Source organism: Streptomyces sp. NPDC018026 (genome assembly GCF_044327745.1).
Lineage (GTDB): Bacteria > Actinomycetota > Actinomycetes > Streptomycetales > Streptomycetaceae > Streptomyces > Streptomyces rubrogriseus.
The window spans coordinates 182,690-195,610 of the sequence record NZ_JBIRFY010000009.1 but is presented as its reverse complement, the minus strand read 5'-3'; the positions used below and the strand labels follow the sequence as shown (position 1 = coordinate 195,610).

Annotated in this window: 9 protein-coding genes, 1 pseudogene and 1 riboswitch; of the genes and pseudogenes, 6 read left to right on the top strand and 4 right to left on the bottom strand. The window is 68.8% G+C overall.

The genetic code is table 11. The features are described 5' to 3' along the window. Positions 1-2 precede the first annotated feature (2 nt). Positions 3-192, top strand: a riboswitch (TPP riboswitch). Further along, positions 185-2,014, top strand: a complete 1,830-nt coding sequence (gene thiC, locus ACH4D3_RS26980) for a phosphomethylpyrimidine synthase ThiC (protein WP_398326846.1) — start codon at positions 185-187, stop codon at positions 2,012-2,014. Its footprint overlaps the riboswitch before it by 8 nt. 63 nt (positions 2,015-2,077) lie before the next feature. Here the strand turns inward: thiC and ACH4D3_RS26975 are convergent, their stop codons facing one another. Next, on the bottom strand, positions 2,078-3,151 hold the full coding sequence (locus tag ACH4D3_RS26975) for a hypothetical protein (protein ID WP_398326843.1): 1,074 nt from the start codon (positions 3,149-3,151) through the stop codon (positions 2,078-2,080). 121 nt (positions 3,152-3,272) lie between these two features. Here ACH4D3_RS26975 and ACH4D3_RS26970 point away from each other — a divergent pair. Together ACH4D3_RS26970 and ACH4D3_RS26965 are read left to right on the top strand one after the other, a co-directional pair. Next, positions 3,273-3,404, top strand: a pseudogene (locus tag ACH4D3_RS26970) (thiamine biosynthesis protein ThiC); the annotation flags it as partial. 79 nt (positions 3,405-3,483) lie between these two features. Then, positions 3,484-4,887, top strand: a complete 1,404-nt coding sequence (locus ACH4D3_RS26965; protein ID WP_398326840.1) for a VWA domain-containing protein — start codon at positions 3,484-3,486, stop codon at positions 4,885-4,887. 24 nt (positions 4,888-4,911) lie between these two features. Here ACH4D3_RS26965 and ACH4D3_RS26960 read toward each other — a convergent pair whose 3' ends face one another. The 3 genes from ACH4D3_RS26960 to ACH4D3_RS26950 all read right to left on the bottom strand — a co-directional run bounded on the left by ACH4D3_RS26960 (position 4,912) and on the right by ACH4D3_RS26950 (position 8,572). After that, positions 4,912-5,784, bottom strand: coding sequence for a hypothetical protein (locus ACH4D3_RS26960; protein WP_398326837.1), 873 nt, complete (start codon positions 5,782-5,784; stop codon positions 4,912-4,914). A 181-nt stretch (positions 5,785-5,965) separates the two neighbouring features. Continuing rightward, positions 5,966-7,072: a Ser/Thr/Tyr protein phosphatase SppA gene (gene sppA / locus ACH4D3_RS26955; RefSeq protein WP_398326834.1), complete on the bottom strand. Its 1,107-nt coding sequence runs from the start codon at positions 7,070-7,072 to the stop codon at positions 5,966-5,968. Positions 7,073-7,459: 387 nt separating this feature from the next. After that, entirely contained in the window at positions 7,460-8,572 is a 1,113-nt protein-coding gene (locus tag ACH4D3_RS26950; RefSeq protein WP_398326831.1) for a LacI family DNA-binding transcriptional regulator, read from the bottom strand. Between the two features lie 427 nt (positions 8,573-8,999). Between ACH4D3_RS26950 and hisC the strand changes: the two genes are divergently transcribed. The 3 genes from hisC (at position 9,000) to cydB (ending at position 12,898) form a co-directional block, all read left to right on the top strand. Continuing rightward, a complete protein-coding gene (hisC, locus tag ACH4D3_RS26945; protein ID WP_398326828.1) occupies positions 9,000-10,079 on the top strand; it encodes a histidinol-phosphate transaminase in 1,080 nt (359 codons plus the stop codon). 288 nt (positions 10,080-10,367) lie between these two features. Then, entirely contained in the window at positions 10,368-11,873 is a 1,506-nt protein-coding gene (locus ACH4D3_RS26940; RefSeq protein WP_398326825.1) for a cytochrome ubiquinol oxidase subunit I, read from the top strand. Positions 11,874-11,893: 20 nt separating this feature from the next. Further along, positions 11,894-12,898, top strand: coding sequence for a cytochrome d ubiquinol oxidase subunit II (gene cydB, locus ACH4D3_RS26935; RefSeq protein ID WP_003974997.1), 1,005 nt, complete (start codon positions 11,894-11,896; stop codon positions 12,896-12,898). Positions 12,899-12,921: the final 23 nt, after the last annotated feature.

Sequence of the window (12,921 nt, the reverse complement as noted above, 5' to 3'; positions counted from 1 at the left end):
ACCTTTGTACACGCGGGAGCTCGGAGCACCGGGCTGAGAGGGCGCTGACCTCCGTCCCAGCGATGTTTCACGGGAAACGTCACCGAAATCGAGTGACGTATCCCACGAAGCGTCGACGGACGGAAGCCGCTGCGTCGACCGCCGAACCTGTTACCGGGTAATGCCGGCGTAGGGAGTAGGTCTCATGACCATCAAGGACGCACGCACGCCTGCCTCCACGCAGAACACCGCCCAGGCGGACACCGCAGGCACCGCGGACAACGCGGAGGCCGGGAAGTCCATCGGCTGGCACAAGGCGTACGTCGAGGGCTCGCGCCCCGATCTGCGGGTGCCGGTCCGTCAGGTGCACCTCACCAACGGGCAGTCGGTCACGCTGTACGACACCTCGGGCCCGTACACCGATCCACACGTCGACACCGATGTCCGCAGGGGCCTTGCGCCGCTGCGGGAGAACTGGATCATCGCCCGCGGCGACACCGAGGAGTACGCGGGCCGCCCCGTCCGGCCCGAGGACGACGGAATCAAGCACACCTCGCCCCGCGGCGGCCTGCGCAACCTCGACGCCGTCTTCCCCGGCCGCCCGCGCCAGCCGCGCCGGGGCCGGGACGGCAACGCGGTCACGCAGCTCGCGTACGCGCGACAGGGGGAGATCACCCCGGAGATGGAGTACGTGGCCGTCCGGGAGAACGTCTCCCCGGAGGTGGTCCGCGAAGAGATCGCCGCAGGACGTGCCGTGCTGCCCGCCAACGTCAACCACCCCGAGATCGAGCCGATGATCATCGGCAAGCGGTTCCTGGTGAAGGTCAACGCCAACATCGGCAACTCGGCGGTGACGTCCTCCATCGAGGAGGAGGTGGACAAGATGACCTGGGCGACCCGGTGGGGTGCCGACACGGTCATGGACCTCTCCACCGGCCGCAACATCCACACCACCCGCGAATGGGTGCTGCGCAACTCCCCCGTCCCCATCGGAACCGTGCCGCTCTACCAGGCCCTGGAGAAGGTCGACGGCCGCGCCGAGGAGCTGACCTGGGAGATCTACAAGGACACCGTCATCGAACAGGCCGAGCAGGGCGTGGACTACATGACGGTCCACGCGGGCGTGCGCCTGCCGTACGTACCCCTCACCGCGAACCGCAAGACGGGCATCGTCTCGCGCGGCGGATCGATCATGGCGGCGTGGTGCCTGGCGCACCACAAGGAGTCGTTCCTCTACGAGAACTTCGAGGAACTCTGCGAGATCCTCGCCGCCTACGACGTCACCTACTCCCTCGGCGACGGCCTGCGTCCGGGGTCGATCGCGGACGCCAACGACGAGGCGCAGTTCGCCGAGCTGCGCACGCTCGGGGAACTCAACCGGATCGCCAAGCGTTGCAACGTACAGACCATGATCGAGGGCCCGGGACATGTCCCGATGCACAAGATCAAGGAGAACATCGATCTTCAGCAGGAGATCTGCGATGAAGCTCCGTTCTATACCCTCGGCCCGCTGACGACGGACGTCGCGCCGGCGTACGACCACATCACCTCCGGCATCGGTGCCGCGATGATCGCCTGGTGGGGCACGGCCATGCTCTGCTACGTCACGCCCAAGGAACACCTGGGCCTGCCCAACCGTGACGACGTCAAGACCGGCGTCATCACCTACAAGATCGCCGCCCATGCCGCCGACCTCGCCAAGGGTCACCCAGGTGCACAGGAGTGGGACGACGCGCTGTCGGACGCCCGGTTCGAATTCCGGTGGGAGGACCAGTTCAACCTGGCCCTAGACCCCGACACGGCACGGGAGTTCCACGACGAGACACTGCCGGCCGAGCCCGCCAAGACGGCCCACTTCTGCTCCATGTGCGGGCCCAAGTTCTGCTCGATGAAGATTAGTCAAAGCATCACAGAGCAGTTCGGCGGCACGGCGGCTGCGGGGGCGACGGCTGAGGAGGTCGCTGCGGGGATGCTCCAGAAGTCGAAAGAGTTCGCGGAGAGCGGGAACCGGGTGTACCTGCCGATGGCAGACTGACAGCGGCTGCAGATGCGTCGTGCCGGAGTGCGGAACGGCATTCCGGCGCAACGCCTGGACCTGCTACCGAGCGGAGACGGCCCAGCGGGTCAGTTGTCCGGAAGCCTCGTCGTGGGTGAGCCAGGTTCCGTCACCAAGTGGGCGGGCCGGTCCTTCTATGGGGCACGGGTAGCCGACCTGCCCCACTACCTCCAAGGTGGCCGAGTCAAGCAGCCAGTGACGGCCCTCACCGTGCTCCTCGTCGGCCTCAGTGGTCGAGGCCAGGACTGAGGTTGAGTCGATGTGCCCGCAGTAGTAGTCCCAGTACGCGGGGTCTTCGTTCTCGTAGTCCTCGTCTCCGTCTTCGGGCTGGAGCGGGGGGACGGCGGAATCGTCGACGGTCGCCATTGCGGCTCCCGAAGGAAATGCGTGGACGGAGAGGTCCCCGCAGTTGTGGTCCAAGGTCAGGAACTTGGTGCCCGATGGGTGGATGTCGACGAGGATGCGGTCGTCGTCGTTCATGTGCCAGCTGTGCAGGTTGCCTTGCTCCCACCGCGCCCAGTAGAGCATCGATCCGTCCTGCCCCAAGCCGATGCTCAGTCCCACGTGCTTCCCGTCCGGGTGGGCAATGTGTACAGAGCCGGCTGCCGCGCTGTCCAGAGGAGTCCGGCCCACAACCCTGCCGGTGATGGCATCGAGTACCAACCACTCCTCGTACTCGGAGCCACGAACGTGCCCCCAGACGAGAGTCCCGTCATCCGAGACCCGGACCGATCCGGATTCCAGACCGCCACAGATGTGGTCGGCGATGGTGTGATCGTGCTCCCGATTTCCCCAGCACTCGTGGCCGTACTCCCAGCGGACACTCCCGTCCGGCTCCACGGCACAGATCGCGTGCTGCCCACTGAATATCGCGAAGCTCAGATCAGGACTCACTGAGTTCACGCCGCGCCGCCAACCCGACCAGGGCGAGCGAAAGCTGACCTGCGGCTCCGCAACTCCGTTGAAGAGGCCCTCCAGGTCGTGGACCGCCAAGACACCCTCGTTGCGTATGAGTGCGAGCCTGTGGACGCCCCGTTCCTCCAAGGCAGTACCAGTGATCAGCAACCCTCCGTGCTGGAAGTTGACAGAGGCCACGGGCCGGGCGAAGACGCGCACAGTGCATTCCTTGTGTCTCGATACCTAGAAGTCCAGGAACACTAGAGGGCCTGCGATGGACGGCTGGCAGCACCCCAGCGCCGGACCTTCGCAAGATGCTGACTCCGGCTCGATGTAGTTCTCCATGAAGATCTCCCAGGACATTCGCCGGGAGCACGGGGGGAGCAAGGGCGAGATCGAGGAGGGCATGGCGCGCAAGTCGAAGGAGTTCGCGGCGGCGGGCAACCGGGTGTATCTGCCGATCGCGGACTGAGCGCACCGGCGCGGGAGGGGGACAGGCCGCCCGGTCGGCCCTCTCCCCGCCGGGGTGTCCCGCTCGGCAGACTGGGCGCATGACAGCCACCTCCCTGAGCAAGGGTGCCAACGTCGCCGTCGACTCCCCCGCGGTGCGGGCCGAACTCGTGTGGTCCCCCGGACCGGGCGTCCCCGAGGTCGACGCCTCCGCCCTGCTGCTCACCTCGGCCGGGCGGGTGCGGGACGACGGTGACTTCGTCTTCTACAACCAACCCCGCCACACGTCCGGCGCGGTGGGACACCTGGGCAAGCGGGTCGGCCCCGGCGCCAACGCGGGTCTCACGACCGATGCCGTCGAGGTGGATCTGCGTGCGGTCGAGGCGGCGGTCGAACGCATCGTTCTGTGCGCCTCGGCGGACGGCGGCACCTTCGGCCGGGTTCCGGGGCTGTCGCTGCGGTTGCTGGACGCCGCGACCGGCACCGGACTGGCCCGGTTCGACATCACGGCCGGCACGGAGACCGCGCTGGTCGGCGGCGAGTTGTACCGGCGCGGAGGGACGTGGAAGTTCCGTGCGGTGGGACAGGGGTACGCCTCCGGGCTGGCGGGACTGGCGACGGACTTCGGCATCACCGTGGACGACGACACTCCCCCCACGGCGCCCGCCACCCCGGCCACCGCCCCGCCCACGGCTCCCCCGGCCACCGCCACCGCCCCGTCGGCGCCGGCCGCCACCGGTCCCCGGCTCACCAAGGGCGAGGAGCGCCTCCCCGTGGACATGCGCAAGCGGCTGTCCCTGCGCAAGGAGCAGGTCGCGGTCAGCCTGAGCAAGCACGGGGCGTCCGGGATCACCGCGCGCGTCGTCCTCGTACTGGACGCCTCCGGGTCCATGTCCTTCCTCTACTCCAAGGGCGTCGTCGCCGACGTCGTGGAGCGGATGGCCGCCGTCGCCGCGCAGTTGGACGACGACGGGGAGATGCAGGCCTGGACCTTCGCCTCCAACCCGGCGCGTCTGCCCGACCTGCGCCTGGGCGACCTGCCCGAGTGGCTGCGGCTGCACGTGCGGGTGGGGGAGATCAGCCTGTTCCGGCGGGGCAGGAAGAAGGGCCTGCACCCCGAGCAGGTCGACATGCGGACGGTCGGCATCCAGAACGAGGAGCAGAAGGTGATCGCCGACGTCCGCGCCTTCGTCCGGGCCGACCCGGTACCGGTCCCGACCCTGGTGCTGTTCTTCTCCGACGGCGGTGTCTACCGAAACGCCGAGATCGAGCGGGAGCTGCGGGAAGCCGTGGAGGAACCCGTCTTCTGGCAGTTCGTCGGGCTCGGGCGCTCCAACTACGGGGTGCTGGAGCGGTTCGACACCCTGGCGGGCCGTCGCGTCGACAACGTCGGCTTCTTCGCCGTCGACGACATCGGCACCGTACCGGACCCGGAGCTGTACGACCGTCTGCTGTCCGAGTTCCCGTCCTGGATCACTGCCGCCGGCCGGGCGGGCATCCTCTGAACCGCTGCCCGCCCGTGCCGGTGGCTATTCGGACCGGTGTTCCGGGCCACCGAAGTCCGGGCTGCTGTAGTCCGGGCTCGAGTAGCTCGGACGCGGGCCCGCGTCGGGACCGCCGTCGGGGCTGGTGAACCCGGGACGGCCGTAGCCCAGGTGCGGCATACGGCTGCTGCCCGGGGCCGCCGGTTCCGTGCGGCGCAGTGCCGCCGTGCCCGGGTCGCCGAGCGCGTCCCGGAGGAAGGGCAGTATGCCGCGCTCCAGCAGGGCCTCCTGCCAGGCGTCCCTGGCCCGGGCCACCTCCTCGTCGCGTGCGCTGTAGAAGCCGGACTCGGCCGAGGGGCGGTTGCGCAGCGCGGTGAGCAGCAGCCCCACCGCGGCGACGAGGATCGCCACCGCGGTCACGGCACCGAACACCCATCCCGTGGTGAGCATGGTCTGCGCGAAGGTCTGCCCCGGGTCGAGCATCTTCAGGAGATAGCCGACCAGCAGGAATATCGCCGCGGCGGTGCCGGCCAGGACCGGCGCCAGGACGGCGACCACGGCGACGGCCCCCGCGCCGGTCGCCTCGGCCATCTCGCCCATGGTGGCGGCGAGTCCCCCCGCGCTCGTGCCCTGCTCCTGGGAGCCGGACTCGCGCGTGGCGGGCGACGGGCCCGAGGACGCCGGGTGGCGCAGTTCCTCGCGGACCTTGACGTAGTGCTGGTACTCGGTGGTGGCCGCCGCCGTGATGAGGGCGGTGGCGTTGAGTGCCATGGTGCGCAGTTGTTCGGAGTTGAGCCGCTGACCGACAGCGGTCAGCTCCGGGCGGTTTGGTGCGGAGCGCAGCGCCTCGTCGAGGATCCGCTCGTACTCCTGGCGGTCCTCGCTCGGCAGGTGCTGCGGAACGCTGTTCATGTGCATCCCCCGATGCTCCGTAGGGCTTGGGGCTCGCATGCCAACGAGCCGTCGGGCAGAAACGGAGGGGAGCCTGCTACGGATAAGCCGATGGTAGAGCGGTGACGGTGGAGGGTGACAGGGGGTTTCCAGAAATTGGGTGCCGGTCTGTACGGTCGGCACCCCGTAAAAGCCGCCCGGTGGACGGTCAGACGCTCAAGGGAAGTTGCTGGACCAGCAGCTTTCCGGCCATGGTCACGCCGCCGTCCATCGCGATGGCCAGGCCGTCCGCGTAGACGTGCGGTCCCTCGACCACGGTGCGGGTGTCGTCCTCGCCGTCCTCGGAGCCGACTTCGCCCAGCAGGTAGGGGATGGGGCTGTGGCCGTGAACGATCCGGGTGCCGCCGTACGTATCAAGCAGTGAGCGCACGGCGTCGGCGCCGCCCTCGTCGCGGAAGGAGAAGCGCTTGGTGAACTTGCGGAACAGGTCCCACACCTCCTCCGCGTCGTTGCGCGTGAGTGTCTCGCGGACGGTGTCGTTGACCTCTTCGATGGAGCGGCCGTAGTCGAGGTAGGTCGTGGCGTCCGAGTGGACCAGGAGGTGGTCGTCGACCTCCTCCATGGCGTCGAGGCGGGCCATCCACTGCAGGTGGTGGTCCTGCAGGCGGTCCATGTCGGTCTTCTGGCCGCCGTTCAGCAGCCACGCGGCCTGGAAGGTGGCGGTGCCCGCGCCGGAGTTGACGGGCGTGTCGCCGAACCGCTTGGCGCCGAGCAGCAGCAGTTCGTGGTTGCCCATCAGCGCCTTGCAGTAGCCGCCGGCCGCTGCGGCCTCGGCGGACAGCCGCATCACCAGGTCGATGACGCCGATGCCGTCCGGGCCGCGGTCGGTGAAGTCGCCGAGGAACCACAGCCGGGAGGTGCCCGCGCACCACTGGCCGGCCTCGTCGACGAGGCCCTTCTCCCGCAGCGCGGTCAGCAGCTCGTCGAGGTAGCCGTGCACGTCGCCGACGACGAACAGGGGCCCCTGTCCGGTCGCGGGCGGCTGCACCGCCGCCGGTGCGGGGTCGACCGTGACCTGGACCGTGTCACCCCGACGGATGACGGGCAGATCGCGCTGCGTGGGCGTGTAGCCCTCGGGCAGGGCCTCCTCGGGCCCCTCCTCGGAGGGCGGCTCGGGCTCGCTCGCGTGCGCGCCGGGGGCAGCGTACGGAGCGGTCTCGTGGACGTACGCGGGTACCCGGAAGTCGCGCACCGTCGCCGTCCGCTCCACCTCGGGTCCCTGACCGGCCCCCTGAGTCATCGACCCCTCCACCATCGCGCCGCATCTGCACCGCTTCGGACTGCCTGGTCGCAGCGGCCCGCGGTGTGTGGGCCCATCATAGGAATGCGGATCGCGCTGTGTGATGACCCAGGGGTGGTGAATCGGTCCAGGACTCCGGTTCACTGCGGCTTTCGCCCCGATTGGGCCCGGCTTCGCCCGTCGGTGACCGTGGCCCGGCCGTGGGTCTGCCGTGTTCCGGACGGGCCGGGTGTGGCCCTCGCCGCCCTGTTTCGCCGTCGTTCCGCGTTGTCGCGGTCCGCCGTTCTCCGCCGTTCTCCGCCGTTCTCCGCTGTTCTTCCACGCACCCCGCACCGGCCGGGTCGCGCGTCCGGCCGCGACCCGGTCCCGCGTCCGGCGCCCCCGGAGGACGCCGGACGCGCCCTACTCGCCCTCCGGCGACCGCGGCGGACTGACCGTCGTACGCGGCGGGCGCCGCTGCGACGAGGTGCGCACGATCAGTTCGGTCGGTATCACCTGCTCGACCGGCTCGTCGGAGTGCAGGCCCTCGATCGCGTCGATGAGGACCTGGATCACGGCGGTGCCGATGCGGCGGGGCTTCAACGACAGGGTGGTGATGGGAGGCTCGGTGCTGGCGTACACCGTGGACTCGCTGCAGCAGACCAGCAGCAGGTCCTCGGGGACGCGCAGACCGTAGCGGCGGGCGGCGGCGAGCAGATCGGTGCCGTTCGGGTCGAACAGCCCGTAGACGGCGTCGGGGCGGTCGGGGCGGGCGAGCAGCCGGTCGGCCGCGACCGCGCCGGCGCACGGGTCGTGCGCCGGGTAGGCCTCGTAGACCGGGTCCTGGCCGACGCGCTCGCACCAGCGCAGGTAGGCGGTGGTCGACAGATGGGTGTACGTGTCGGTCGTGGTGCCGGTGAGCAGGCCGATCCTGCGCGCGCCGGCGTCGGCGAGGTGGTCGAGGATGCCGAGCACGGCCGCCTCGTGGTCGTTGTCGACCCAGGCGGTGACCGGCAGTGAGCCGGCCGGGCGGCCGTCGGAGACGACGGGCAGTCCCTGGCGGACCAGTTCGCTGACGACCGGGTCGTGGTCGGAGGGGTCGATGACGACCGTGCCGTCGAGCGCGACGTTGGACCACACGTCGTGACGGGACGTCGCCGGGAGGATGACGAGGGCGTAGCCGCGGGCGAGCGCGGCGGACGTGGCGGCGCGCGCCATCTCGGCGAAGTACGCGAATTCGGTGAAGGTGAAAGGTTCATCCCCGTACGTCGTCACGGTCAGGCCGATGAGTCCGGACTTGCCGGTGCGGAGCGTGCGGGCGGCGGCCGAGGGCCGGTAGCCCAGTCGGTCGGCGACCTCGCGTACATGGCGCCGGGTGGCATCCGGGAGTCGGCCCTTGCCGTTGAGGGCGTCGGAGACGGTAGTGATGGATACTCCGGCGGCGGCGGCCACGTCCCTGATACCCGCCCGGCCCGGCCGGCTGCCTCGACGTGAGGTTTCCGCGCGGCTCACCTGGTGCTTCCCTGCTGCTGTCATGGCGAGCCGATAGTAGGGCTCATGGGGTGGGGTAGTGCGGACGCATATGCACGCGTTGACAGTCACGTTTCTGCAAGATCATTAAAGCTTAACGGCCTTGGAAAGCAAGCCAGTTGGGCTTACGCACCCCATTACCTGGCGTGTCGACCAGTGAGTGCCTGCGGGGTGGCGGATGTTGCGAAGAGGTCTCAACTCACCTGCACGAGGGATGCGCGCCACGGCGTGAGCCACCGGCGCGTAGATATATGTGCGGCGCGCCCCCCGAATCATGCGCCTTCGTGCACGGATGCCCCTGATGCTCCTGATGACAGTGTGACGGACGAGGTCTGCCCGACCTCGCCCGTCTCTCCCGCCTATACGCAGCGGCGGTGAATCCTCATAAGGTGAGAAGTATTCGATGCCGGTGGTGGTCATGAGGAGGACTGCGGTGAGCGAGACGAGCCCCAAGCTGCGCGCCGAGCTGGAGGGGATTCCCACCTACAAGCCGGGCAAGCCCGCCGCGGCCGACGGTCCGGTGGCCTACAAGCTGTCCTCCAACGAGAACCCCTACCCGCCACTGCCGGGAGTGATGGAGACGGTGACGGCCGCCGCCGCCTCCTTCAACCGCTACCCGGACATGGCCTGCACGTCGCTGATGGCCGAGCTGTCCGACCGCTTCGGGGTGCCCCTGGCCCACCTGGCCACCGGCACCGGCTCGGTCGGGGTTGCCCAGCAGCTGATCCAGGCGACCTCGGGCCCCGGCGACGAGGTGATCTACGCCTGGCGCTCCTTCGAGGCGTACCCGATCATCACGCAGATCAGCGGCGCGAGGTCCGTGCAGGTGCCGCTGACGCCGGGCGAGGTGCACGACCTGGACGCCATGGCGGACGCGATCACCGAACGCACTCGGCTGATTTTCGTCTGCAACCCCAACAACCCCACGGGGACGGTGGTGCGGCGGGCCGAGCTGGAGCGGTTCCTGGACCGGGTGCCGAGCGACGTACTGGTGGTCCTGGACGAGGCCTACCGCGAGTTCATCCGGGACGCCGAGGTCCCGGACGGTGTCGAGATCTACCGTGAGCGGCCCAACGTCTGCGTCCTGCGCACCTTCTCCAAGGCCTACGGTCTGGCGGGACTGCGGGTCGGGTTCGCGATCGCCCACGAGCCGGTGGCGGCGGCGCTGCGCAAGACGGCGGTGCCCTTCGGGGTCAGCCAGATCGCGCAGGAGGCGGCGATCGCGTCGCTGCGCGCGGAGGACGAGCTGATCGGCCGGGTCGGCTCGCTGGTGTGCGAGCGCACCCGCGTGGGCGACGCGCTGCGTGCGCAGGGCTGGACGGTGCCGGAGAGCCAGGCCAACTTCGTCTGGCTGCGGCTGGGGGAGCGCACGCTCGCCTTCGCGAACGCCTGCGAGCAGGCCGGCGTGGTCGTCCGCCCCTTCGCGGGTGAGGGCGTGCGCGTGACGGTCGGGGAGAGCGAGGCGAACGACATCTTCCTGAAGGTGTCGGAGGAGTTCCGCAAGGAGCTGTAGCGCGCACGGGGCGGGACGATGAGGCGCGGGACGGCAGGTGCCGCCCCGCGCTTTCGCATGCCGCGGGGCCGTCGCCCTCCCCCGAATTCAACGGTTTGTAGAAGTTCCGGCAGAGGGGTTGACGTCACAGGGGACCCCCCTTCCGGTGTCGAAAAGCGGTAGGTCATAATTGCTTGTGAATGTGAACGCGTTCACAAGCGTGTCCCGATTGCGCCCGCGTTGGGTGTGACAAACGCGCTCAAACTGCCGTTGACCACGGCGGTGTGGCGATGTGAGGAGAGTGACCACGTGGACCTGGCTCTGGCGCCGGAGACGCTGGCGCGATGGCAGTTCGGCATCACGACCGTCTACCACTTCCTGTTCGTCCCGCTGACGATCTCGCTGGCCGCCCTCACGGCCGGACTGCAGACCGCCTGGGTCCGCACGGAGAAGGAGAAGTACCTCAGGGCGACCAAGTTCTGGGGCAAGCTCTTCCTGATCAATATCGCGATGGGTGTCGTCACCGGCATCGTGCAGGAGTTCCAGTTCGGCATGAACTGGTCCGACTACTCGCGCTTCGTCGGCGATGTCTTCGGCGCCCCGCTCGCCTTCGAGGCGCTGATCGCGTTCTTCTTCGAGTCCACCTTCATCGGCCTGTGGATCTTCGGCTGGGACAAGCTGCCCAAGAAGATCCACCTGGCCTGCATCTGGATGGTCTCGATCGGCACCCTGCTGTCGGCGTACTTCATCCTCGCGGCCAACTCCTGGATGCAGCACCCCGTCGGCTACCGGATCAACGAGGAGAAGGGCCGCGCCGAACTCACCGACTTCTGGCAGGTCCTCACCCAGAACACCACCCTCAACCAGGTCTTCCACAGCTTCTCGGCGGCCTTCCTCACGGGCGGCGCCTTCATGGTCGGCATCGCCGCCTTCCACCTGATGCGCAAGAAGCACATCCCGGTGATGCGGACCTCGCTCCGGCTCGGCCTGGTGACCCTGGCGGTCGGCGGCCTGCTCACCGCGGTCAGCGGCGACACCCTCGGCAAGGTCATGTACGAGCAGCAGCCGATGAAGATGGCCGCCGCCGAGGCCCTGTGGGACGGCGAGGAGCCCGCACCGTTCTCGGTGTTCGCCTACGGCGACGTGGACAAGGGGCACAACAAGGTCGCCCTGGAGATCCCCGGACTGCTCTCCTTCCTCGCCCACAGCGACTTCGAGTCCTACGTGCCCGGCATCAACGACACCAACAAGGCCCTCCAGGAGCAGTTCGGGCCCGGTGACTACAAGCCCATCGTCCCCGTCGCCTACTGGGGCTTCCGGTGGATGATCGGCTTCGGCATGGCGTCCCTCTCCCTCGGTCTGCTGGGCCTGTGGCTGACGCGGAAGCGGTTCCTGCTGCCACCGGCCCTGCGCACCGGGGAGGACGAGGTCCCGCACCTGGTGCTGCTGAAGAAGCCGCTCGGGGCGAGGCTCTCCCGGATCTACTGGCTGCTGGCGCTGTGGACGATGGCGTTCCCGCTGATCGCCAACTCCTGGGGCTGGATCTTCACTGAGATGGGCCGGCAGCCCTGGGTGGTCTACGGCGTGATGCAGACCCGGGACGCGGTCTCCCCCGGTGTCTCCACGGCCGAGGTCATCATCTCGATGTCCGTCTTCACCCTGCTGTACGCCGTCCTGGCCGTCATCGAGGTAAAGCTCCTGGCGAAGTACGTGAAGGCCGGACCGCCCGAGCTGACCGAGGCCGACCTCAACCCGCCCACGAAGATCGGCGGCGATCTCCGTGACGCCGACAAGCCGATGGCCTTCTCGTACTAGGCCGAGGGAGCTGCACAGTCATGGAACTGCACGACGTCTGGTTCGTTCTGATCGCCGTCCTGTGGACCGGCTACTTCTTCCTGGAGGGCTTCGACTTCGGGGTGGGTGTGCTGACCAAGCTGCTCGCCCGCAACCGGGCCGAGAAGCGGGTGCTGATCAACACCATCGGCCCCGTGTGGGACGGCAACGAGGTGTGGCTGCTCACGGCCGGCGGTGCCACCTTCGCCGCCTTCCCCGAGTGGTACGCCACGCTCTTCTCCGGGTTCTACCTTCCCCTGCTGGTCATCCTGGTCTGCCTGATCGTCCGCGGAGTCGCCTTCGAGTACCGGGTGAAGCGGCCCGAGGAGAACTGGCAGCGCAACTGGGAGACGGCGATCTTCTGGACCTCGCTGATCCCCGCGTTCCTGTGGGGCGTGGCCTTCGGCAACATCGTCCACGGCGTGGAGATCGACCGGGACCTGGAGTACGTCGGCTCGGTCTGGGACCTGCTCAACCCGTACGCCCTCCTCGGCGGTCTGGTGACGCTGACGCTGTTCACCTTCCACGGCACGGTGTTCACCGCGCTCAAGACCGTCGGTGAGATCCGTGAGCGGGCGCGGACCCTGGCGCTGCGGGTCGGTCTGGTCACGGCCGTGCTGGCCCTCGCCTTCCTGCTCTGGACGCAGGCCGACAGCGGGGACGCCAAGAGCCTGGTCGCCCTCGTGGTGGCCGTCGCCGCCCTCGTCGCCGCCCTGATGGCCAACCAGGCCGGGCGTGAGGGCTGGTCGTTCGCCCTGTCCGGCGTCACCATCGTGGCGGCCGTGGCGATGCTCTTCCTGACGCTCTTCCCGAACGTCATGCCGTCCACGCTGAACGCGGACTGGAGCCTCACCGTCACCAACGCCTCGTCCAGCGCCTACACGCTCAAGATCATGACCTGGCTGGCCGTGATCGCCACCCCGGTCGTCCTGCTCTACCAGGGCTGGACGTACTGGGTGTTCCGCAAGCGCATCGGCACCCAGCACCTCGCCGACGCCGCGCACTGAGTCCTGGGATGCGTTTCACGTGA

Excerpts from the sequence above, each read along its gene's own strand:
- sppA (WP_398326834.1), bottom strand. The coding sequence starts at position 7,072 with ATGGTGGAGGGGTCGATGACTCAGGGGGCCGGTCAGGGACCCGAGGTG.
- ACH4D3_RS26965 (WP_398326840.1), top strand. The coding sequence starts at position 3,484 with ATGACAGCCACCTCCCTGAGCAAGGGTGCCAACGTCGCCGTCGACTCC.
- ACH4D3_RS26960 (WP_398326837.1), bottom strand. The coding sequence starts at position 5,784 with ATGCACATGAACAGCGTTCCGCAGCACCTGCCGAGCGAGGACCGCCAG.
- cydB (WP_003974997.1), top strand. The coding sequence starts at position 11,894 with ATGGAACTGCACGACGTCTGGTTCGTTCTGATCGCCGTCCTGTGGACC.
- thiC (WP_398326846.1), top strand. The coding sequence starts at position 185 with ATGACCATCAAGGACGCACGCACGCCTGCCTCCACGCAGAACACCGCC.
- ACH4D3_RS26950 (WP_398326831.1), bottom strand. The coding sequence starts at position 8,572 with ATGACAGCAGCAGGGAAGCACCAGGTGAGCCGCGCGGAAACCTCACGT.